22 protein-coding genes are annotated in these 21,913 nt (G+C 69.0%); 13 read left to right on the top strand and 9 right to left on the bottom strand.

The window, feature by feature from the left end; all coding sequences use genetic code 11:
- Positions 1–36 precede the first annotated feature (36 nt).
- From ROJ8625_RS04905 to ROJ8625_RS04875, 7 genes are all read left to right on the top strand, one after another.
- Positions 37–1,677 carry an ABC transporter permease gene (locus tag ROJ8625_RS04905; protein WP_085790801.1) on the top strand — a complete coding sequence of 547 codons (1,641 nt, stop codon included), beginning with the start codon at positions 37–39 and terminating at the stop codon, positions 1,675–1,677.
- Positions 1,674–2,327 carry an ATP-binding cassette domain-containing protein gene (locus ROJ8625_RS04900; protein WP_085790695.1) on the top strand — a complete coding sequence of 218 codons (654 nt, stop codon included), beginning with the start codon at positions 1,674–1,676 and terminating at the stop codon, positions 2,325–2,327. The genes ROJ8625_RS04905 and ROJ8625_RS04900 overlap by 4 nt, the downstream gene beginning before the upstream one ends.
- 162 nt (positions 2,328–2,489) lie before the next feature.
- The gene (locus tag ROJ8625_RS04895) at positions 2,490–3,725 is read left to right on the top strand and encodes an aromatic ring-hydroxylating oxygenase subunit alpha (protein WP_085790694.1); all 1,236 of its coding nucleotides are present in this window, start codon (positions 2,490–2,492) and stop codon (positions 3,723–3,725) included.
- A gap of 37 nt (positions 3,726–3,762) precedes the next feature.
- Complete coding sequence (locus ROJ8625_RS04890; protein ID WP_085790693.1) at positions 3,763–4,836, top strand: FAD-binding oxidoreductase; 1,074 nt, start codon at positions 3,763–3,765, stop codon at positions 4,834–4,836.
- 219 nt (positions 4,837–5,055) lie between these two features.
- Complete coding sequence (locus ROJ8625_RS04885) at positions 5,056–6,456, top strand: alkaline phosphatase D family protein (protein WP_085790692.1); 1,401 nt, start codon at positions 5,056–5,058, stop codon at positions 6,454–6,456.
- Positions 6,441–7,193: a 4'-phosphopantetheinyl transferase family protein gene (locus ROJ8625_RS04880; protein ID WP_085790691.1), complete on the top strand. Its 753-nt coding sequence runs from the start codon at positions 6,441–6,443 to the stop codon at positions 7,191–7,193. The genes ROJ8625_RS04885 and ROJ8625_RS04880 overlap by 16 nt, the downstream gene beginning before the upstream one ends.
- A 42-nt stretch (positions 7,194–7,235) precedes the next feature.
- Positions 7,236–8,375, top strand: coding sequence for a lytic murein transglycosylase (locus ROJ8625_RS04875; protein ID WP_085790690.1), 1,140 nt, complete (start codon positions 7,236–7,238; stop codon positions 8,373–8,375).
- A gap of 117 nt (positions 8,376–8,492) precedes the next feature.
- Here the strand turns inward: ROJ8625_RS04875 and ROJ8625_RS04870 are convergent, their stop codons facing one another.
- Positions 8,493–9,842: a TrkH family potassium uptake protein gene (locus ROJ8625_RS04870; protein ID WP_085790689.1), complete on the bottom strand. Its 1,350-nt coding sequence runs from the start codon at positions 9,840–9,842 to the stop codon at positions 8,493–8,495.
- Between the two features lie 5 nt (positions 9,843–9,847).
- On the bottom strand, positions 9,848–10,510 hold the full coding sequence (locus tag ROJ8625_RS04865; RefSeq protein WP_085790688.1) for a potassium channel family protein: 663 nt from the start codon (positions 10,508–10,510) through the stop codon (positions 9,848–9,850).
- Between the two features lie 179 nt (positions 10,511–10,689).
- Here ROJ8625_RS04865 and ROJ8625_RS04860 point away from each other — a divergent pair, with 179 nt between their 5' ends.
- From ROJ8625_RS04860 to dctP, 3 genes are read left to right on the top strand one after another with little or no spacing between them, the layout of a single operon-like run.
- Positions 10,690–11,223 carry a TRAP transporter small permease subunit gene (locus ROJ8625_RS04860; RefSeq protein WP_234984163.1) on the top strand — a complete coding sequence of 178 codons (534 nt, stop codon included), beginning with the start codon at positions 10,690–10,692 and terminating at the stop codon, positions 11,221–11,223.
- On the top strand, positions 11,213–12,550 hold the full coding sequence (locus tag ROJ8625_RS04855) for a TRAP transporter large permease (RefSeq protein ID WP_200813275.1): 1,338 nt from the start codon (positions 11,213–11,215) through the stop codon (positions 12,548–12,550). The genes ROJ8625_RS04860 and ROJ8625_RS04855 overlap by 11 nt, the downstream gene beginning before the upstream one ends.
- An 11-nt stretch (positions 12,551–12,561) precedes the next feature.
- Positions 12,562–13,659 (top strand): TRAP transporter substrate-binding protein DctP, encoded by a 1,098-nt coding sequence (gene dctP / locus ROJ8625_RS04850; RefSeq protein ID WP_085790687.1) that lies wholly within the window; start codon positions 12,562–12,564, stop codon positions 13,657–13,659.
- A gap of 89 nt (positions 13,660–13,748) precedes the next feature.
- On the opposite strand, the gene ROJ8625_RS04845 is transcribed toward dctP, so the two are convergent.
- Positions 13,749–14,855 carry a THUMP domain-containing class I SAM-dependent RNA methyltransferase gene (locus ROJ8625_RS04845; RefSeq protein WP_085790686.1) on the bottom strand — a complete coding sequence of 369 codons (1,107 nt, stop codon included), beginning with the start codon at positions 14,853–14,855 and terminating at the stop codon, positions 13,749–13,751.
- Positions 14,852–15,889, bottom strand: coding sequence for an AI-2E family transporter (locus ROJ8625_RS04840; protein ID WP_085790685.1), 1,038 nt, complete (start codon positions 15,887–15,889; stop codon positions 14,852–14,854). The genes ROJ8625_RS04845 and ROJ8625_RS04840 overlap by 4 nt, the downstream gene beginning before the upstream one ends.
- A gap of 266 nt (positions 15,890–16,155) precedes the next feature.
- Between ROJ8625_RS04840 and ROJ8625_RS04835 the strand changes: the two genes are divergently transcribed.
- Together ROJ8625_RS04835 and ROJ8625_RS04830 are read left to right on the top strand one after the other, a co-directional pair.
- Positions 16,156–16,587 (top strand): hypothetical protein, encoded by a 432-nt coding sequence (locus ROJ8625_RS04835; protein WP_085790684.1) that lies wholly within the window; start codon positions 16,156–16,158, stop codon positions 16,585–16,587.
- A gap of 47 nt (positions 16,588–16,634) precedes the next feature.
- Positions 16,635–17,105, top strand: a complete 471-nt coding sequence (locus tag ROJ8625_RS04830; protein WP_085790683.1) for a Dps family protein — start codon at positions 16,635–16,637, stop codon at positions 17,103–17,105.
- Between the two features lies 1 nt (position 17,106).
- Here the strand turns inward: ROJ8625_RS04830 and ROJ8625_RS04825 are convergent, their stop codons facing one another.
- From ROJ8625_RS04825 to ROJ8625_RS04810, 5 genes are all read right to left on the bottom strand, one after another.
- Entirely contained in the window at positions 17,107–17,355 is a 249-nt protein-coding gene (locus ROJ8625_RS04825) for a DUF1289 domain-containing protein (RefSeq protein ID WP_085790682.1), read from the bottom strand.
- A gap of 196 nt (positions 17,356–17,551) precedes the next feature.
- Positions 17,552–17,710 (bottom strand): hemin uptake protein HemP, encoded by a 159-nt coding sequence (gene hemP / locus ROJ8625_RS04820; protein ID WP_085790681.1) that lies wholly within the window; start codon positions 17,708–17,710, stop codon positions 17,552–17,554.
- Entirely contained in the window at positions 17,704–17,865 is a 162-nt protein-coding gene (locus ROJ8625_RS20940; protein WP_159456723.1) for a hypothetical protein, read from the bottom strand. Before ROJ8625_RS20940 ends, hemP begins: the two co-directional genes overlap by 7 nt.
- A gap of 141 nt (positions 17,866–18,006) precedes the next feature.
- On the bottom strand, positions 18,007–19,212 hold the full coding sequence (locus ROJ8625_RS04815) for an aminopeptidase P family protein (RefSeq protein WP_085790680.1): 1,206 nt from the start codon (positions 19,210–19,212) through the stop codon (positions 18,007–18,009).
- A gap of 190 nt (positions 19,213–19,402) precedes the next feature.
- The gene (locus ROJ8625_RS04810) at positions 19,403–20,194 is read right to left on the bottom strand and encodes a hormone-sensitive lipase (protein WP_085790679.1); all 792 of its coding nucleotides are present in this window, start codon (positions 20,192–20,194) and stop codon (positions 19,403–19,405) included.
- Positions 20,195–20,287: 93 nt separating this feature from the next.
- Between ROJ8625_RS04810 and ROJ8625_RS04805 the strand changes: the two genes are divergently transcribed.
- Positions 20,288–21,766 (top strand): NAD-dependent succinate-semialdehyde dehydrogenase, encoded by a 1,479-nt coding sequence (locus ROJ8625_RS04805; protein WP_085790678.1) that lies wholly within the window; start codon positions 20,288–20,290, stop codon positions 21,764–21,766.
- Positions 21,767–21,913 lie beyond the last annotated feature (147 nt).

Raw genomic sequence — 21,913 nt, 5'->3', positions numbered from 1 at the left:
GGGTTGCGCCTGCTGCCGGCGCTGACGCTCCTGGCGATGCTCGGCCCGGTGGCGGCGGGCCTTGCCGGAACGGTGCTGCCGGCATTCGGTGTTTTTCCGGCCGCCGGGCTGACGACACCGTCGCTCGCGCCGTTTCGTGATCTGGCGGACTGGCCGGGCGTTGTGGCCGCGGCGCGTCTGTCGGTGACGACCGGCTTTCTCTCGACCCTCGCCGCGCTCGGCATCGTCACGTTGTTCCTGGCCGGTTGGTCGGGCACGCGGGCGTTCCGCGTGCTCGAACGGTTGCTGTCGCCGCTCTTGTCGGTACCGCACGCAGCGACGGCCTTCGGACTCGCCTTTCTGATCGCGCCGTCGGGGTGGCTGGCGCGGCTGCTGTCGCCATGGGCGACGGGGTGGGACCGTCCGCCCGACGTCGCACTGACACAGGATCCCTGGGGTCTCGCGCTGGCGGCGGGACTGACGGTCAAGGAGATGCCGTTTCTCCTGCTGATGGCGCTTGCCGCGCTCGGGCAGGTCGACGCGGGCCGGCGGATGCGCGTGGCCGCCGCGCTGGGCCATGGCCGCACGACAGGGTGGCTGAAGGCAGTGTTTCCGGCGGTCTACGCGCAGATCCGGCTGCCGGTCTACGTCGTCCTCGCCTATGCGATGTCGGTCGTGGATGTGGCGCTGATCCTCGGGCCGTCGACGCCGCCGACCCTGTCGGTGCAGATCGTGCGACTGATGAGCGATCCAGACCTCGCAATGCGGCTCACGGCCGCGGCGGCGGCGCTGTTGCAGCTGGCGCTCGTCGCGGCGGCTCTCGCGGTCTGGCGGGCGGGCGAGTTCGCCGTTGCCGCGCTCGGTCGGCGCTGGATCGTCTCGGGACGGCGCAACGCGGCGGCGGATGCGGGCCTGCGACCGCTGGCGCTGATCGCCGCGGGGGGCTCGGCCCTCGTCGTGTTGCTGGGGCTTTTGACCCTCGCGATCTGGAGCGTCGCGGGTTTCTGGAGCTTTCCGGATCCGCTCCCGTCGGGAGTGTCGGGCCGGGCATGGTCGCGCTTCGCCGCGACAGGCGGCGCGACGATGGCGGACACGGCGTTGATCGCCGCCGTCGCCACGGCCATCGCGCTCGCTCTGGTGATCGGGTGTCTCGAGGCCGAACACCGACGCCGGCGCGCGCTGTCGCCGCGCGGGCTGTGGCTGATCTACCTGCCGCTTCTCGTACCGCAGACGGCGTTTCTGCCGGGGCTGCAGACCCTGTTGCTGACCCTCGGGCTGAAGAGCGGTCTCGGCCCGGTGATCCTCGCGCATGTCGTGTTCGTCCTGCCCTACGTGTTCCTGTCGCTCGGCGATCCGTGGCGCGCGTGGGAGCCGCGGTTCGCCACCGTCGCGGCGGCGCTCGGCACGGCGCCGGGCGGGGTGCTGTGGCGGGTGCGGCTGCCGATGCTGCTGCGGCCCATCCTGACCGCGGCGGCGGTGGGCATGGCGGTCAGCGTGGGACAGTACCTGCCGACGCTCATCGTCGGCGGCGGCCGGGTCGAGACACTGACGACGGAGGCGGTCGCGCTGGCATCGGGCGGCGACCGGCGGGCGATCGGCGTGTACGGCCTTGCCCAGACGGGGGCGGTGATCCTGCCGTTCGCGCTGGCGCTGCTTTTGCCGGCGTGGCTGTTCCGCAATCGGCGAGGACTGGCATGAGCGAGGGACTGAGGCTCGACGGTGTGTGCATCCTCAAGGATGGCGTGCCGCTGATCGAGGTGGACGCGACGGTTCCGCCGGGCGACGTGCTGACGGTGATGGGCCCATCGGGGGTCGGCAAGTCGACGCTCCTCGCGTTCCTGACCGGCACGTTGCCCCGGGGCTTCGCCGGTATGGGCCGGATCATCCTGAACGGCGAGGACGTGACCGACCGACCCGCGCACCAGAGACGGCTGGGCATCCTGTTCCAGGACGACCTGCTGTTCCCGCACCTGTCGGTCGGTGAGAACGCGGCCTTCGGCCTTGCTCCCGGCGGCAGCCGCGCCGACCGCGCCGCGCGCGTGTCCGAGGCGTTGGCCGATGTCGGGCTCTCGGAGTTCGAGGCACGCGATCCCGCCACCCTGTCGGGCGGCCAGAAGGCGCGGGTGTCGCTCGTGCGGATGCTGCTGTCCGAGCCGCGCGCGCTTCTCCTCGACGAGGCGTTCTCGGGGCTCGATGCGGCGCTGCGCGCGCAGATCCGCGGGCTCGTCTTCGACCGGGCGCGGGCGCGGGCGCTGCCCGTCCTGATGGTCACCCACGACGCCGAGGATGCGCGCGCGGCGGGCGGTCCGGTCTTCGAGATGGAGGCGTGGCGCCCGTCGGCCTCCTGACGTTGCCCGTTTCGGAGGCATCCCGACGCCGTCATCGGGCCGCGCCACGACTGGATTCCGCACCATGTCTCAGCCGCGTCAGAAAATGACGCTTTTGGCTCAGCATGGGAGGGAGCGCATGTCCAAAGGAGGGGCACGATCACCGCCTCGAAAGGTGCGAACATGCTTCGCGACGCCGACGTTCTCTCCCTTCTCCTGCAGCGCCGCCCCGGATATTCGCTGGCGCGCGACTTCTACACAGATCCCGGTCTCTTCGAGGTCGACATGGCCCGGATCTGGTACCGCGACTGGCTGATGACGGCGGTGAGCGCCGAGCTTCCGAAGACCGGGAATTACGTCACCCGCCAGATCGGCGCCTACTCGGTGATCGTGGTGCGCGGCGCCGACGGCGTGGCCCGTGCGTTCCACAATTCCTGCCGCCATCGCGGCAGCCGCATCTGTTCGGCCGCCAAGGGCACGAATCCCAAGCTTGTCTGTCCCTATCACCAGTGGACCTACGAGCTCGATGGCCGGCTGCTCTGGGCGCGCGACATGGGCCCGGATTTCGACGCGTCGCAGCACGGCCTGAAGCCGGTGCACTGCGAGGAGACCGGCGGGCTGATCCTGATCTGCCTGGCCGAGACGCCGCCGGACATCCGCCCGTTCGCCGAGGCCGCGGCGGCCTATGCCGGGCCGCACGGCCTGTCGGAGTGCAAGGTCGCTCACCAGTCGACGATCGTGGAGCGCGGAAACTGGAAACTGGTGATGGAGAACAACCGCGAGTGCTATCACTGCGCGGGAAGCCATCCATCGCTCTGCCGCACCTTCCCGGAGGATCCCAAGGTGTTCGGCACGAACCCCGCGGACCAGGCGCCGGTACTGCGCAATCACATCGCGAAATGCGAGGAGGCCGGGATGCCGTCGCGCTTCCTCGCGGCGCCGGACGCGCAGTGGCGCTTCATCCGGATCCCGTTCCTCGGGACCGCCTGCTCGTACACGATGGACGGCAAGCCGGCGGTGTCGCGCCGCGTGGGCCGCGTGCCGTTCGACGACGCGGGATCGTGCCTCGCCTACCACTACCCCTCGAGCTGGAACCACTTCCTGTCGGACCAGGGCCTCGTGTTCCGCATGAGCCCGATCTCGGCCACCGAGACCGAGGTGACGACCACCTGGCTGGTGCACCGCGACGCGGTCGAGGGCGTGGACTACGACCTCGACCGGCTGACCGAGGTCTGGACCCACACCAACGACGAGGATCGCGCCATCGTCGAGGAGAACCAGCGCGGCGTCGCCTCGCCCGCCTACGAGCCCGGCCCCTACTCGCCCCAGCACGAAGCGGGCGTGATCCAGTTCGTCGACTGGTACGCGCGGACGCTGCAGGAGCGGCTGACCGGCCGGGCCATGATGGCCGCCGAGTGAGCCTGGACGACACGGACAGACCACGGGGAGGGACGCGATGATCCCGATGCCGCGCGAGGACGCGCCGCTCTGGCAGGACAGCGAGGCGCTCGAATGCGTCGCGACCGTGCCCGAGGCGCCGGATGTGATGACATTCGCCCTGCGGCCGCCCTCGGGCGCGCGATTCCATTTCCGCGCCGGGCAGTTCGTGACGCTGGACCTGCCGGTGCCGGGCGGCAACGTGCAGCGCACGTTCACCATCTCGTCGTCCCCGGCGACATCGGCGTTCATCACGGTGACGGTGAAGGCGCAGCCCGACAGCGTCGCGGTGCGCTGGATGATCGACCACCTGCGCCCGGGCATGCGCATCCGCGCCTACGGCCCGGCGGGGCATTTCCATCTGCCGCCGCAGCCCGACGGGCGCTACCTGTTCATCTCTGGCGGCTCGGGGGTGACGCCGATGATGTCGATGGCCTCGTTCCTGTGGGAACGCGGAGAGGATCCCGACATCGCGTTCATCCACTGCGCGCGCTCGCCCAACAACATCATCTTCCGCCAGAAGCTCGAATACATGGCGAGCCGGGTGTCGGGGCTGAAGCTGCACTTCGTCGTCGGCCGCGACGACCCCTACACCGTCTGGACGGGGTATCGCGGGCGGCTGACCTCGCTGATGCTGGGCCTGATGGTGCCGGACTACCTCGACCGCGAGGTCTATTGCTGCGGGCCCGAGAGCTTCATGGAGGGCGTGCGCGAGATGCTCATCGCGCTCGGCTACGACATGGAGCGCTACCACCAGGAGAGCTTTGCCGCGCCGGCCGAGAGCCGCGCCGAGCTCACCGAGTTCGACGACGTGGTGCCCGACGAGACCGCGACCGCATCGGTCGTGTTCTCGCGTGCCGGCGTCACCGCCGATTGCTTCGAGACCGACACGGTGCTGGGCGTGGCGCGGGGCGCGGGCCTCAACATCCCGTCGGGCTGCACGTTCGGGCTGTGCGGCACCTGCAAGATCCGCAAGCGCGCGGGCGAGGTGCACATGGTCCACAACGGCGGCATCAGCGAAGAGGATATCGCCGAGGGCTACATCCTCGCCTGCTGCTCGCGCCCGATCGGGACCGTCGAGGTCGAGGTCTGACCAGGCTGTCGCGTGGGCGGAGGCGGACGGAGCGAGGGGCGCCGCCCCTCGCGCTCCCCGGAGTATTTCGCGCCAAGAAGAAGGGGCCGGCCACCCCGGCGCGCCCGGCCGGGGCGGTGACGCTCCGCCGCGGTTGAGGGCGGACGCCGCCAGCGCTAGATACCCCTCGTCCCGCCGGGCGACCGCAGAGCCCGGACCAAGCCTCGGAGGGCGTTCCCGGTGATATTCGGCCCGATCCTGTTCCTGCGCGCGGTGCATGACGCGCATGTCGACCTCGCCGCGCTTTCGTGCCGTCCGACCGGGGAGCCGGCCGGCACACTGGAGACCGATACGGGTGTGGCACCGGCGCGGGCGCTGATGGATGTCGGGGGGTTCACGCTCTGGCGGCACGATTTCACGCTGCCGACCGGGGGGCGGCCGGGCTACCGCTTCGACGGGGCGCGCCACGTTGTGGCGACCGATTACGGCGATGTCCGTCTCGGGTTCGTGTCGTGCAACGGCGAGGAGCACGGCGACCTCGATCGCGCGCCGGACGAGCGCAACGTGATGTGGCGGCGGCTGGCCGAGGCGCATGCGGCGTCGCCGTATCACGTGCTCCTGCACGGGGGCGACCAGGTCTATGCCGACGAGGCGACGCTGGGGCACCGGCTGAGCGAGGGCTGGCCGGACGCGGTGCCGGACGCCGCCGACCCTGCGGCGATGGAGGATCTCGCGCGGCACCTGCGGGAGCGGTTCTTCGAGCGCTATGCCGCCACGTACGCGGCGCCGGGGTTCGGCCCGCTGGCCGCGGAGGTGCCGTCGCTGATGATGTGGGACGACCACGACATCTGCGACGGCTGGGGCTCGCTCGGCGCGGTCGAGGAGACGGCGGTGGGGCAGACGCTGTTCGCCGCCGCACGCGAGGCGTTCCTGCTCTACCAGCACGCGGCCGTCGCGGCGGACGTGCCGGCGCTGTTCCTCGATCCGTCGGGCCGGTCGCTCGGCTGGCGCCGGGACCTGCCGGGGGTCAGCATCGTCGCGCCGGACCTGCGCTCGGAGCGCACGCGCACGCGGGTCATGGGGCCGGAGGGGTGGGCCGCGTTCGAGCGCGCCTGCAGCGATCCGGCCGAGCGGGTGGTAATTGTCTCCTCGGTGCCGCTGCTGGGGCCGCGCCTGTCGCTGATCGAGCGGGCGATGCGGCTGACGCGGAGGATGGAGCGCTACGAGGACGATCTGCGCGACCAGTGGCAAAGCTACGCCCATCGCGGGGAATGGACGCGCATGCTGCGCGCCGTGCTGGACCTCGAGGCGGCCGGACATCGGGTGGTGGCGCTGTCGGGCGAGATCCACCTGGCGATGCGGGCGGAGTTGCGGGCGGATGCGACGCCGATGCACCAGCTGGTGGCGTCGGGCATCACCCATCGGGCCCCGCCCAAGCTCTGGGCGCTGGCGCTCGGGACGCTGGCGCGGCTGGGCGAGGCGCCGATCCCCGATCACCCGATCCGGATCCGGCCGCTGCCGGGGCAGCGCTACAACTACACCGCCGAGCGCAACTACCTGACGCTGGCGCGCGCGGGCGCGGAGTGGCGCGCGGCGTGGAGCCTCGAAGACAGCGGCGACACGCCTTGGCTGACGGTCTGACCGGTTCGCCGCTCGACATCGCGGCGACGCTCGGGGGCGACGGCGCGGGGCTCGTGCGCGGGCTGTGGCGGGTGCCGGCAGCGGACGGGCTCGTGCTGGTCCGGGTGGACCTGTCGGTCGCGGCCTTCGACGAGGCGGCCTTCGACACGTTCGGGGTGGCGCGGCCGGCCCGGCTGGCGCGCGCGGTGGCCGGGCGGCGGCTGGACTATCTCTCGGGACGGATCGCGGCGCGCGGTGCGCTGGCGCAACTCGGGCTCCAATGGCGGGACATCGGCGCCGACACGACCGGCATGCCGCTCTGGCCCGAGGCCCTCGCGGGGTCGATCAGCCACGCCGACGGGACCGCGGTGGCCGCGCTGTCGACGCACCACGCGCGCGTCGGCGTCGATCTCGAGCCCGTGGCGGAAGGCGCGGCCCTGGAGGCGCTGCGCGAGGAGACACTGGACGCGGCCGAGCGCGAACGGCTCGTCACGGCGCATGACGCGACTCTGGGGTTCTCGGCCAAGGAATCGCTCTACAAGGCGCTGTTCCCGGATGTGCGGGAGGTCTTCGGCTACGACGCGGCGGCGGTGGGCACGCCCGGCGCGGCGGAGGTCGATCTGGTCCTGCGACGGGATCTCGGCGCCGGGTACGCGGCCGGGCGGCGCTTTGCCGTGCACTGGCGATCGGCGGAGGGCCGCGTGCTGACGTGGCTTGCCGAGGGCGGGCGCCGAGGCGGCTTGCGGGCGCGCCCGTAGGCCCGCACACTCGGGCCGAGGCAGCAGGCGACGGAGACGATCATGCAGGTTTCGAGACGATGGATCACGCTCGCGGGCGGGGCGGCATTCCTGAGCGCGTGCGGCGGGCCGGGCGCGCGGCCGGGTCTGCCGGCGGCGGATCCGGCGCTGCAGCCGGTGGCGAACCCCGGCTGGGATGCGTGGGTCGCGGCGTTCCGCCCGCGGGCGCGCGATGCGGGCATTCCGGAGGCGGCGCTGGCCGCGGGCTTCGGCACGGCGGGCTACCTGCCGGGCGTGGTGGAGCGCGACCGGGCGCAGACCGAATTCACCCGCACGCTCGAGGATTACCTCGCCATCGTCGCCAACGAGGAGAAGGTGGCGGAGGGGCGCCGGCGCGCGCGGGCGCAGGCGGGCCTTCTGTCCGAGATCGAGGCGCGCTACGGCGTGCCGGCCGAGGTCGTCGCCGCGGTCTGGGGGATGGAGAGCAATTACGGCACGCGGCGCGGCGACATTCCGGTCGTGTCGGCGACTTCGACGCTGGCCTATGACGGGCGCCGCGGCGCGTTCTTCGAAAGCCAGCTGCTCGCGGCGCTGCGGATCCTCGCGCGGGGCGACACCAGCGCACCGCGGCTCGTGGGATCCTGGGCGGGGGCGATGGGGCACACCCAGTTCATCCCGACCACCTACCAGTCCTACGCCGTGGATTTCCGCGGCGACGGGCGGCGCGACATCTGGTCGGAGGATCCGACCGACGGGCTGGCCTCGGCGGCGGCGTACCTGTCGGCCTCGGGCTGGCGCCGCGGTGAGCCCTGGGGCCAGGAGATCACGGCGTCCGATCCGGGACAGGGCGGGACCGTGATCGCGCCGCAGCCCGGAGGGCCGCGGTTCCGGGTCTACCGCAACTTCGACGTCATCAAGCGCTACAACAACTCGACGAACTACGCGATCGGTGTGGGGCACCTGTCGGACCGGATCGCGGGGGCGGGGCCGCTGCGCGGCGGGTTCCCGCCCGACCGCTACGGCCTGACGCGTGCCGACCGCCAGTTGCTGCAGCGCCGGCTGAGCGCGCGGGGCTTCGACGCCGGCACGCCCGACGGGGTGATCGGCTCGCGCACCGAGGAGGCGATCTCGGCCTACCAGCGCAGCGCCGGCCTGCCGGTCACGGGCACGCCGTCGACGGACCTCCTGGCGCGGTTGCGCTGAGCGGGCGCCGCGGCGCGCGTGCAGAGGGCGGAGTGGGGGCTCTGCCCCCACGCCCCCGGGGTTTCCGGGCAAGATGAAGGGAACGACCGCGGCGCGCCGTGACGGGCCGCGCGGCGCTCAGCCGAGGAAGACTCGGCCCGGCGGGTAGCGCACGCGGGCGGCGGCGTGCGTGGCGAGGAAGAAGCCGAGCGTCAGCGGCCCGACCCGGCCGAGGAACATCACCGCCATCACCACGCAGCGGCCGAGCGTGTCGAGCTCGGGCGTGGCGCCCATGGTCAGCCCGACGGTGCCGAAGGCCGAACAGATCTCGAAGACGAGGCGCAGGAACGGGCCATCATGGGTGGTGGAGACCACGAAGATCGCCACCAGCACGATCAGCATCGACACCACGGTGAGGGCGAGGACCTTCATCACCTCATCGACGCCGAGCGAGCGGCCGAAGAGGTGCAGTTCGCTGGAGCGTCGGAAGAACGCGATGGTGCCGAGCAGCAGCACCGCGAAGGTGGTCACCTTGATGCCGCCCGCGGTCGACGTGGAGCCGGCGCCGATGAGCATGAGGGTCATCGTCATCAGCGCCGTGGCGTCCTCCATCTCGCCGGTGACGATGGTGTTGAAGCCCGCGGTGCGCGGGGTCACCGCCTGGAACCAGCTGATGGTCACCCGTTCCCACCAGTTGGGGTAGGCGCCGAGGGTCTGCGGGTTGGTCCATTCCAGCACGGCGAAGGTGGGCCAGGACCACAGGATCAGCGCCAGGGTGAAGGTCAGCATGATCTTGGAGTGCAGCGTGATCGCGCGCCAGCGCCGCTTCGTGTAGAGGTCGTTCAGCACCACGAAGCCGAGCCCGCCGGTGATGAAAAGCAGCGGCACGACGAGGTTCACGATCGGGCTCACTGCGTAGGTCATCAGGCTCGTGGGCCAGAGCGAGAACCCGGCATTGTTGAACGCCGACACGGCGTGGAAGAGCGCGGCCCAGAGCCCCTCGGCCCAGCCGTGATCGGGGACGAAAACGAAGGCGAGCAGCACCGCCCCCGCCAGCTCGCAGCCAAGCGCGACCGAGAAGAGCGTCTTCACCAGCTGCAGCAGATCGCCGATCGAGCTCTGGTTGAGGTCCTCGCGCAGCATCAGTCGCTGGCCCAGGCCCACGGGCACCCCGAGCGAGGCCAGCACGAAGACCGCGAAGGTCACCAGTCCGAGCCCGCCCAGCTGCATCAGCACCAGCAGCACGGCCTGGCCGAAGAGCGTGAAGTCCGTGCCGGTGTCGACGACGGTGAGCCCGGTCACCGTGACCGCCGAGGTCGAGGTGAAAAGCGCGTCGAGCGGCCCGACCGCACCGGTCTGGGCCCACGGCGTCATCAGGAGGACGCCGCCGGTGAGCACGACCACGAGGTAGAAGCTCGCCAAGAGCGCCGGTGGCGAGAGCTTCAGCACGCGGCGGCGCAGGCCCGCGCGGATGCCGATGAACGCCATGCCGGTCAGAGGCTGGCGGCGAAGGCGCGCAGATCGCCGCGCTTGCCGAGCAGAAGAAGCAGATCGTCGCTCTGGAACTTGCAGCCCTGGCCGTCCATGCCGATGAACTCCGTCCCGCGCATGACGCCGACGCAGCGCAGGTTGTAGTCCGACTTGTGCGGCAGATCGTCGAGCGTCTTGCCCTCGAGGCTTTCGGGGATACGGAAGTTCACGACGTAGAAGCCGTTGCCGAGGCTGATATAGTCTCTGATGAGCGGGTTGTGCAGGACCTGCGCGACGTGCTGGCCGACCTCGACCTCGGGATGGACGATGCGGTCCACGCCGATGCGTGACAGGATGCGGTGATGGGTCTTGGTGCGGGCCTTGGCCCAGACGGTCTCGACGCCCGCGAGCTTGACGTTCATCGCGGCAAGGATCGAGGCCTCGAGGTCGGAGCCCATGGCGATCAGCGCGACGTCGCAGTCGCCGAGGCCGGCCTCCTTGACCGCCTTGTCGTCGCGCGCATCGACGATCATCGCCTCCGCGATCTCGTCCGCGTGGGCGGTGACCCGGTCCTTGTTGATATCGATTCCGACGACCTCGTTGCCGAAGCGGGTGAGCTCGCGGGCGACGGTGGAGCCGAAGTTTCCAAGCCCGATCACCCCGAAGGTGCGTGCCTTCTCCGCCATGGCGGTGTCCTCTCGTTCAGACGACGGGGAGGTAATCCGGCGGGCCGCGGCGGCAAGCGCGGGCATGCGGAGCTTGCTGTTGCAGAGCTCCGCGCTTTCGTGTTTCACGTTTGCAAGATTGTTGCGCCGTCGCCCGGCGCAGACGGCGCCGCCGACACGGCGCGGGAGGGGGGAGAGACGTGCACGGGACGATCAGGATACTCGACTCGGTCAACGAGGTCGTGGGGCGTGTCGTGGCGTGTCTCGCCATCGTCTTCGCCGCCATCACCGTCTACGACGTCATCATGCGCTACGGGTTCAACGCGCCCACGCGCTGGGCCTTCGACGTCTCCAAGCAGCTTTACGGGTTCTACTTCATCCTGCTCGGCGGTTATGCGCTCCGCCACCAGAGCCACGTGCGCGTGGACCTGGTGACGGAGCGCTTCGGCGAGGGGCTGCGCCGGGTGGTGGAGATCGCGGGCTACGTGATCTTCTTCTTTCCCTTCGCGTGGGTCTTCTTCACGCGCTCGTGGGAGTTCGCCGCGCGCAGCGTCGCACAGGGCGAGACGACCTACGGGGCGGTGCAGCTTCCCGTCTATCCGCTCAAGATCGCGATGACCGTCGCGGCGGCGCTGCTGCTGTGGCAGGGCGTGGTCGAGGTTCTGAAGCTCCTGGCGGGGACCTACTACTGGCGGGACGCAGACCTCGTGGAGGAGTCGCATCATGGGTCCTGAACTGATCGCACTGGTGATGTTCGGGCTCCTGCTCGTCGGGCTGTTCATGGGGCACCCGCTGGCCTTCGTGCTGGGCGGGACGGCCGTGCTTGGGGCGCTGATCGCGGGCAAGCCGATGGTCCTCGGGATCGTGGTGAACCGGATCTTCGGCGACGTTCTCGACAATTACACGCTGATCGCCATTCCGCTTTTCGTGCTGATGGCGCAGTTCCTGTCGAACTCGGGCGTGACCGACAAGATGTTCGAAAGCCTGCGTCTTCTGATGTCGAACGTGCGCGGTGGCCTCGCGCTCGCGGTGGTGTTCATCTCGATCCTGCTGGCGGCGACGACCGGCATCATCGGCGCGTCGATCACGGTGATGGGCGTGATGGCGCTGCAGCCGATGCTGCGCTACGGCTACGCCCAGTCGCTGACGGCGGGGGTGATCGCCGCGTCGGGCTGTCTCGGGATCCTGATCCCGCCGTCGATCATGCTGATCCTGATGGCCTCGTACTCGCCGCTGTCGGTGGGCGAGCTGTTCGCCGGCTCGATGATCCCCGGCGTCCTGCTGGGCCTGCTTTATGCCGGCTACGTGGCGCTGATCTCGCGGCTCCGGCCCGACATGGCGCCGCTGGTCGAGGCGGACGAGCAGATCCCGCGCGGCCAGCTCCTGCGCATGCTGGCGATCGAGGCGGTGCCGCCGCTGGTGCTGATCCTCGGCATCCTGGGGTCGCTTCTTGCCGGGATCGCGACGGCGACCGAGGCGTCGGCGATCGGCGCGATCCTCGCGCTCCTGATCGTGATCGTGCGCGGGAGGTTCACACTGCCGTCGTTCTACCAGGCGCTGCTCGACACCGGGAAGACGTCGGCGATGATCCTGTTCATCGTGGTGGGCGCGACCGCGTTCACCGGCGTGTTCAACATCACCGGCGGCCTGCGTGCCACGCAGGAGCTGATCCGCGCGCTCGAGTTCGAGCCGTGGCTCCTGATCGCGGTGATGATGTTCATCGTCTTCATACTCGGCGCGTTTCTCGATTGGACCGGCATCGTGCTGCTGTCTTTCCCGATCTTCCTGCCGATCGTGCAGGAGATCGAGGGGATCAGCCTGCTGTGGTTCGTGTGCCTGATGGCGGTGGTGCTGCAGACGTCGTTCCTGACACCACCGTTCGGTTACGCGCTGTTCTATCTGCGCGCGATCGCCCCGCGCGAGGTCAAGACCGGCAACATCATCGTCGGTGTGCTGCCGTTCATCGCGCTCATCGTGGGTATGGCGCTGCTCATGGCGGCGTTCCCGGGTCTCGTGACCTGGCTTCCCGCAACGATCTACCCGTCATCCGCATCCAGTTAGGGAGGAAGACCATGACGCAACTGAAATCAATGGCGCTCGGCGCCGCGGTCGTGGCGAGCTTCGGCTCGGCCGCGCTCGCGCAGGAACAGTGGACGATGACCACCACCTGGCCGTCGTCGCTGGAACTGATCGAGACGGACCGGCACTTCGTCGACCTCGTCAACAAGCTTGCCGGTGACGAGCTTCAGATCGAGTTCTACGAGGGCGGGTCGCTCGTTCCCTCGGGCGAGGTGTTCGGCGCCGTCGAGAGCGGCACCGTGCAGGCCGGCGCCGACTGGCCGGGCTACTGGGCCGGACGCGACGCCGCGTTCTCGCCGCTGGCGACCACCGCGTCGCTGTTCAACGCGGTCGACTACGTGAACTGGATCCAGGAATGGGGCGGCGCCGAGATCTACAACGAGATCTACGGCCAGTTCGGCATGGTCTACCTGCCCTACGGCGTGACCAACAACGAGTCCGGCTTCCGCACCAACGAGCCGATCGTGTCGCTCGACGATCTGCAGGGCAAGCGCCTGCGCCTGTCGGGCCTCGAGCAGGGGCGCCTGCTGGAGCAGCTCGGCGGGAACCAGGTGTCGATGGCCGGCGGCGAGATCTACCAGGCGCTCGAGCGCGGGGTGATCGACGGGGCCGAGTTCTCGACCCCGAACGTCGACTGGTCGGGCGGCTTCCAGCAGGTCACCAGCGCCTGGGCGACCCCGGGCTGGCACCAGTCCGCGTCGGTTTTCGGCGTGATGATCAACCAGCAATCCTGGGACGCGCTGTCGGCGGAGACGCAGGAGAAACTGCAGATCGCCGCTGATGCGACGCTTCTGTGGTCGCTTGCCTTCACCGAGAAGCGCGCGACCGAGGCCTACCAGAAGTTCCAGGACGCGGGCATCGAGATCACGCGCTACGACGACGAGACGCTCAACGAGGTGCAGGAGATGGCCAACGAGGTCATCACCACGACTGCGTGCGAGAACGAGAACTCGGCCAAGGTCTATCTGTCGATGCTGACATATCTCGAGGACTACGCGCGCTGGCGCGATGCGTCGGCGCCGTTCAACCTCGGCCGGACGCCGAACGGGCCGGACATCGAGGCGATCCGCGAGTGCGCGCCGGCGGAGTGATCCGACCGACCTGATGCGACAGGGGGCTCCGCCGCGGTGGAGCCCTTTTTCGTTCGAGAGTGCAAGGCGCGCGGATGATCCGTCAGATGCTACTTCAGCGGACCGGTCTGCCAGAGCTGCACCTTCAGCCCGCCATGCGGCACCGGGGGGCCTGGCCGGGCGAAGGGCAGTTTCGTCGCCGTGACGAGCGCCTTTTCCGAGGTCACGAGGCCGACGCGCCAGCCGCGGAAGCGGGTGCGCAGCGTTTCGCCCAAGGCGCCGTAGATGCCGAACAGGAGCTTCTTGTTGCCGATCCGCGCGCCGTAGGGCGGATTGACGATGACCAGCCCGGGCGGCCCGTCGGGGGGCGCTGCGTCGCTGACCGCGTGACAGTCGAGGGTGCAGAGCGACGCAACGCCGGCGCGTTCCGCGTTGGCCGCGGCGGCGCGGACCGCGCCTTGGTCGCGGTCGGACCCGAAACAGCGCGGGCCGGCGGGCAGGGTATCGATATCCGTTCCGGATTTCATCGCGGCAAAGGCATCCGCATCGAAGCTGGCGAGATTTTCGAAGGCAAACCGGCGCGATCGTCCGGGGCTGAGACCCGCCGCGATCTCCGCGGCTTCCAGAAGGAAAGTGCCCGAGCCGCACATCGGATCCACGACCGGTTCGGATCCGTCGTAGCCGCAGGCGCGCAGGAACAGCGCCGCCAGCGTCTCGCGCATGGGCGCCTTGCCGACGGCCTGCTTGAAGCCGCGCTTGTGCAGGGGCTCGCCGCTGGAATCGAGACTGAAGGTTACAAGGTCGTCCTCGATCCGGGTCTTGAGCACTGTGTGCGCGTCCCGATCCACAGGGAGTCCCGCGGCCTCCAGGGCGCCCTCGATGCGCTGCTGTGCGGCGCCGGCGTGATAGATCCTGGAGCGCTTGCAGGTCGCCTCGACGCGGACGGGGGTGCCGGGGATCAGCGTGTCGGTCCACGGAAACTTCCGCGCCCGCTTGTCGAGCTGGGCGAGATGCGGCGCCGGGAACCCGCCGATCCGCACCAGAACCCGGGCCGCGCCCCGCAGATCGAGGTTGGCGCGCCAGACGTCGGGCCAGCCGCCCGTGACGGTGACGCCCCCGGCGCCGGGCGCGGCATCCGTGAACCCGGCCGCGCGCGCCTCGTCCGCGAGGAGCGATTCGAGACCCGGGGCGCAGACGAGAAAGATCTTGAGGCTCAAATGCGGCCCCGCGCGGAGAGCATGACGGCGATCGGGCGGGTCATCTCGATCTCGGCCAGGACGATCACCAGGCTGGCGGTCAGCGGGACCGCGAGGATCGCGCCCGCGATGCCCCAGAGCGCGCCCCAGAACGCGAGGGCGAGGAGAACGACGGCCGGCGACAGGTTGAACGTGCGGCCCATCAGCCGCGGCTCCAGCACCGCGCCCACGTAGACCTGCGCGATCGTCAGCGTGGCGAGCGCCAGCGCGGCAAAGCCGAACGAGGCCGACTGCACGAGACTCAGGAGCACAGGGAACAGCACGCCGATCAGCGAGCCGAAGTACGGGACGTAGTTGAGAAAGCCGATCAGGACCGCCCAGAACACGGCGAACTCGATCCCGATCACCCACATGATGCCGTAGGACACGACAGCAAGAACGACGTTCACGAAGGTCTTCACCAGAAGGTAGTCGCTGATCCGCGAATTGATCCGATCAACGAGTTCCACCGCCTTGCGTCCGCGATCGAACCCGCCGAGCGCGATCGAGACCTTGTCGGCAAAGAGAACGCGTTCGGCAAAGAAGAAGGCCGCATAGAGCACGACGAGGAACAGTGTCGTTCCGATGCCGCGGATCTGGTTGGCCAGCTGGCCGAGGTAGCTGGCCACGTCGATCCGGCCCAGCGTGTTGTCGCGCAGGATCGCCCAGTTCGGTTCGTCCTCGACACCGACGAGCGTGGCCCCTCGCGCGACGAGCCTGTCGAGGTTCTCCTCGTAGCCGGGGATGGCCTCGGCGACGCGCCCGAAATTGACGACCAGCATGGCGAAGAGCGCCACGATCCCGGCGGTGAACGCGACCAGCACGATCACCCGCAGCGCCCAGAGCGGCAGGACCTTGATGACCGGCACGCGCTTGAGCGCGCTCGCCGCCGCCGACAGCACATAGAGCGACACGATCGCCACGAGAACGGGCAGGAGGATCGGTTTGCCCATCCAGAAGAGCCAACCGAGCATGATGGCGAGCGCGGTGCCGTAAGTGATGGGGGCGAGTCGCATGCTGCGCCGACGTTAGAGTGCACCTGCGCCGGACGCGAGAGGCCCCGCGCCGGTTCTCTCTCCGGGTCCGACGATTTGTCGGCGCTGCCCGCCGAATGGGCCGGTCCCGCTGGCCCACGCTCGCTTTGGGCGATGTCCGACAGCGCCGAAAAACCGTGCAGAGATTGCACTTCCAAAATGCCGACAAATATACTAGGGAACTAGAGCCGCTCGGACCGACGCCGTGCGGCGGGACCCCGCGGGGTCCGACGTGAAAGGCCCGAAAGATGACCGCTACACCCGCACTTCTGCCCGTTCCGTCCCGCCAGCGCCCCGAGACCGAATACCTGCCGGAGGCCGACCGCGGTCTGCTGGACATGCTGCGCCGGACCGCCGCGCGCTGCCGCGCCGCGCCGCGCGAGGATCTCTTTCGCGCCTGCGCGCTGCTCGGGGCCGACCCGTCCTCGTCGGCCCCGACCTATGCCGAGGCGCTGTTCCGGACGCTCGACCAGGGAATTGACCGTCCTGCCAACATCTTCAAGCCGGGATGCCCCGGCCTGAGCTTCGACGAGCGGTGGCTGATCGCGCTGATATCAGCGTTCCGCCGCGGCGACGAGGCCAGTGCAACTTTCCTCACCGAGCGGCGTTTGGCGAAGGCGTCGCGCCGGTCGATCGGCTTCCTCGCGAGAGGGCTGGCGCGAGGGCTTGATTCAGTTTAGAACTATTCTAAATTACAGCCGTGTCCGGCGGAACAAAGGAGAGTGTCATGCCCGAGACTGCAATGAATTTGAGCCCGACGGCGCGCGAAGCGATTGCCGATGCGCTCAACCAGGCGGTCGCCGAAACGGTGGTGACCACGATGCTGGCGCAGAATTTCCACTGGAACGTCAAAGGCATGGCGTTCGGGCCGCTGCACGACCTGTTCCAGAAGATCTACGAGGATCATTTCGAAGGGCAGGACGACCTGGCCGAGCGCATCCGCGCGCTCGACATGCACGCCGAAGGGCAGCTGGCCAAGATGCTGCAGCGCTCCAAGGTCGGTGAACAGGACGGCACGCAGTCCGACAAGGATATGATCCGGCTCCTGATGGAAGCCGAGGAGCAGATCGCCGCCACCCTGTCGGGTCTCGAGGCAGTGTCCGGCGACAACGGCGATACGCTGACCGAGGATCTTGCGATCGAGCGGGGCCGCGTGCACGAGAAGTTCGCCTGGATGCTCCGCGCCCACCTGCAGTGATTTACGCAGCGAAGGGGGGCTTTACGCCTTTCTTCGCGCACTTCTTCAGGTAGGCCGCGCGCCAATGGGCGTATTTGCCCATGTCGTTCTGCTGATGAACCAGCAGCGTCACGAAAGCCTCGCGTTCCGCGGGGCTTTTCGTTTTCTTGAGGATCTTTTTCTGGGTCTTGGTCATCGAGCACCCGATGCAATGCCCTTCGCGGCGAAACTTGCAAACGTCGATGCACGGGCTCGGAAGTTTCTTGGTCATGCCTGTCCTGCCTGGTCGTGTCGGTGGGAATGGAGTGGGCGGTGGGTCGCGCTGATCGTTCGGATGCGGAACCCCGCGCAACGTGTCGATGCCGCCCCTCGACGCACCCGGCGTTGCACGGTTGGCCGGCGAGGAGCGGCGCACTGCTCGACATGGTGGTCCGCTGGCGACGTCATCCGCCACCGGCCGGCGCCTGTCATTTCGTCAGGATCAACTTGCCCTGTCGGGTGATGCGCAGGGTGTAGATCTGCGCGCCGAGGCGGATCTGCGCGAGAGCGCCGCCGCCGGTCAGGATCTCCGCGTCGTGCTGGGGCACTTCGCTGGCGGTTTCGGTATCGATGCGGCGGGTCAGCATGCGCGGTCTCCGATTGCGGCGCGCCAGACAAGGCGGTCGATGAGCGATTCGAGGCCGAACACGCCGAGCGGCTCGGCATCCGTGACGAAACCGGGCCGTTCGGTGCGGGCCACCGCGATATCGCGCGGCAGGTCAGGCGAAAGGGCACGGGTCATGGGCCGTCCTCCTGTTGGGTCGATGCGAGGCTTCCCCACTGGCCTGTCGCCCGGGGTGGCTGGGCTAAAGCTGACCAAATCCGTCGGACAAGTCAATCCGAGTTTTTCAGTCAGACTTTGTCCAGCCATGCGCGATGCCGGTCACGGCACGACGTTGTGCGCCGGTCCGTAGGGGAACCCGGTGATGTTCTCCGCGCCGTCCTCGGTGATGACCAGGATATCGTGCTCGCGATAGCCGCCCGCGCCGGGCTCGCCGTGCGGGATCGTCAGCATCGGCTCCATCGACACGACCATTCCGGGCGCCAGCGTCGTGTCCACGTCCTCTCGCAGTTCAAGCCCGGCCTCGCGCCCGTAATAGTGCGACAGGATGCCAAAGCTGTGGCCGTAGCCGAAGGTGCGGTAGCGCAGGAGATTCCGGTCTTCGAGGAACGCGTTGAGCGCCTCCGTCACACCGGCGCAGGTTGCGCCGGGCCTCAAGAGCGACATGCCGTATTCGTGCGTGGCGACATTCGCCTCCCACACCGCGCGGGACGCGTCGTCGACGGAGCCGACGAACAGGGTGCGTTCCAGGGCGGTGTAGTAGCCCGAGATCATCGGAAAGGTGTTGAGGCTGAGGATGTCTCCCGTCTCTAGACACCGTGCCGTGACCGGGTTGTGCGCCCCGTCGGTGTTCAGGCCGGACTGGAACCACACCCACGTGTCGCGATACTCGGCGTCCGGAAAACGGTCGGCAATCGCGATCTCCATCGCGTCGCGCCCGGCCATGGCGATGTCGATCTCGCGCGCGCCGGGCGCGATCGCGTCGCGGATGGCCTCCCCGCCCAGGTCCGCGACGGCGGCGCCGGCGCGGATCAACGCGATCTCGGCCGGCGACTTGATCATCCGCTGACGCATCGTCGCGTCGTGGATCTCGATCATCTCCGCCGGGGCGAAGGCATCCGCGATGGCGCGCCGCGCCTCGAGCGTCACGTGATCCCCTTCGATTCCGAGGGTGCATCCGCGCCCGGCGATGCGCGCCGCGACACGCCAGAAATTCCCACGCTGCCAGTCGGTGTAGGTGATCGCGTCGCCGTGGCAGCGGCGCCAGGGCTGGCCGGCGTCGATGCCGGCGCCGATTGTGACGCAGTCGCCCGGCGTGACGACGACGCCGTAGGACCGGCCGAAGGCGCAGTAGAGAAAGCCGGAGTAGTAGGCGACGGCGGCCATGGATGTCAGCAGGCAGGCGTCGATGCCGCGGTCGTCCATGATGCGGCGCAGGCCGGCCAATCGTGCATCGTATTCGTCCGGAGCGAACGGGAGCGGCGCCTTGGCGCCATTGTGGAGGCGGTAGGCGTCGGGGCGGTTCATGCATGTCCCTCAGAGTCGCCGGGAACATGCGGGGCCGGCACCTGCCTCCCCCGCGCGGCCCGCGGCAAGGATGCGTCCGGGCGTGCAGGACGGGCAGGGGCAGGAAAGGAGCGACGCCATCGCTCCGGCCCATGCCGATCTAGGCGGAGCGCGGCAGCCTTGGCAAGCCGCGTCGCGCGATGCTGCGGGTTCAGTCGAGCAGGGTGGCGATCATCCGGCTGTCGGGATCGGTCAGCCCCTCGATCACGTCGAAATGGTGCCGGCCCTCGTCGACGACGTGACCGCAGCTCCACGCCTCGGCGAGCCAGCGGGCCTGGTCGAGGAAGGCCGGGCGTTCGTCACCCCCGACCCAGACGGTGACCGGTGTCTTGGGCGGGTCCATGAACAGCGGGCTCTCGGCCTCCGCCTCGTCCGGCTCCAGTCCGAGATCCGCGTTCATCGACGTGTCCATGAGAGGCCGAAGATCGGACAGGGGCGAGATCGGCATGACGTGTTCGATCCGTGCGGCCACGTCTTCGGGCAGGACGCCGGGCGCCAGCATCCGGGCGACGAGGTGGCCGCCGGCGGAATGTCCGGCCAGCCGGATCGGCAGGTCGGGAAGCTCTCGGGCGGCGGCGGCTATGGCGCTCGCCACCTGTCGGGTGATGTCGGAGATCCGCGCGCGCGGGCACAGATCGTAGGACGGCATCGCCACGGCCCAATGCCGCTGCACCGCACCCTCGGCCAGGTGCGAGAAATCGCCCCGCCCGAAGCGCCGCCAGTAACCGCCATGCACGAAGATCAGAAGACCGTCGCGGCGTCCGACCGGCGTGAACAAATCCAGCACCTGCCGCGTTCCATGACCGTACATGAGACCGAGCCGTGCACGATTGGCGGCGCCCATTCTCTTGCGGAACGATTCCGCTTCGGCGGCCCAGCGGGGCGGATAATCGGCCGCTCCGGGAATGTGACCGGCGTTGTCGTAGGCGTCGTCCAATGTCATCGCTTTCCTCTTGTCGGGGCGAACAGTACGGAGTGAGGTCAGAGTTACCAGATGCACGGCGCGCGGCATCCCAATTTTTGAAAGGTTTGTGACATGCTCGACAAGACCACCGACCTGGCCGAAATGCTCGACGACCCGAGCCTTCTCGAGCCTCGCGCCTTCGTTGGCGGACAGTGGATCCGCGGCGACGACGGCACCTTCGACGTGACCAACCCGGCGCGCGGCGACGTGATCGCCGAGATGTCGGATCTCAGCCGGCCGCAGATCGCCGACGCGATCGACCAGGCCCACCAGGCGCAGAAGGACTGGGCCCGCTGGACCGGCAAGGAGCGCGCGCAGGTCCTGCGCAAGTGGTTCGACCTGATGATGGCGCACCAGCGCGACCTCGGAAAGATCATGACCGCCGAGCAGGGCAAACCGCTGAAGGAAGCGATGGGCGAGGTCGCCTACGGCGCGTCCTTCGTCGAGTTCTACGCCGAGGAGGCCAAGCGCGTTCTGGGCGAGCAGATCCCCGGACACGCGCGCGACAAGCGGATCCTCGTCATGAAGCAGCCGATCGGCGTCGCCGCGTCGATCACGCCATGGAACTTCCCGAACGCGATGATCACCCGCAAGGCCGGGCCGGCGCTGGCGGCCGGCTGTTCGTTCGTTGCGCGCCCGGCGAAGGAGACGCCGCTGTCGGCGACCGCGATCGCCGTTCTGGCCGAGCGCGCGGGCATCCCCTCGGGCGTGTTCAACGTCGTTACGTCGTCGTCCTCCTCCGAGGTCGGCAAGGAGTTCTGCGAGAACCCGAAGGTCGCGAAGATCACGTTCACCGGGTCGACCGAGGTCGGCCGTATCCTGCTGCGGCAGGCGGCGGACCAGGTCAAAAAATGCTCGATGGAGCTGGGCGGCAACGCGCCCTTTATCGTGTTCGATGACGCCGACGTGGACGCCGCCGTCGAGGGCGCCATCGCCTGCAAGTTCCGCAACAACGGTCAGACCTGCGTTTGCGCCAACCGCCTGTATATCCAGGACGGCATCTACGACGAGTTCGCGGAGAAGCTGAAGGCGGCAGTCGAAAAGCTGAAGCTCGGTGACGGTCTCGCCGAGGATGACGTGGATCTCGGCCCGATGATCACGCGCGACGCCATCGACAAGGTGCAGGAGCATATCCGCGACGCCAAGTCGAAGGGCGGCAAGGTGATCCTAGGCTCCGACCAGCACGATGCCGAAGGCAACTTCTTCAAGCCGGCCATCGTGACGGGCGCGACGCAGGACATGGCGTTCGCCACCGAAGAGACGTTCGGCCCGCTTGCCCCGCTCTTCCGGTTCACGGACGAGGACGAGGTCGTCGAGATGGCGAACGACACGATCTTCGGCCTCGCGTCGTATTTCTACGCCAAGGATCTGAGCCGCGTCTGGCACGTCGCCGAGGCGCTGGAATACGGCATCGTCGGCGTGAACACCGGCCTCATCTCGACCGAGGTCGCGCCGTTCGGCGGGGTCAAGCAATCCGGCCTCGGCCGCGAAGGCAGCCACCACGGCATCGACGAGTACTTAGAGATGAAATACGTCTGCCTGACGCTCTGAACCCGATCTTCGGCCGGACAGGATCGTGCCCGCCCGGCCGGCACGATGTGTGCGACGCGGTAAACCGCGCGGCATAGCAGTCCGTGGCTTGTCCGCGACGGTGTCTCGCGCACGGCCTTTCGGAACGGCACCTCGCCGCGCCGCGTT

Origin of the sequence: Roseivivax jejudonensis, assembly GCF_900172265.1 — a bacterium.
GTDB classification, from domain to species: Bacteria; Pseudomonadota; Alphaproteobacteria; order Rhodobacterales; family Rhodobacteraceae; genus Roseivivax; species Roseivivax jejudonensis.
This window is presented reverse-complemented; position numbering and strand designations above follow the sequence as displayed.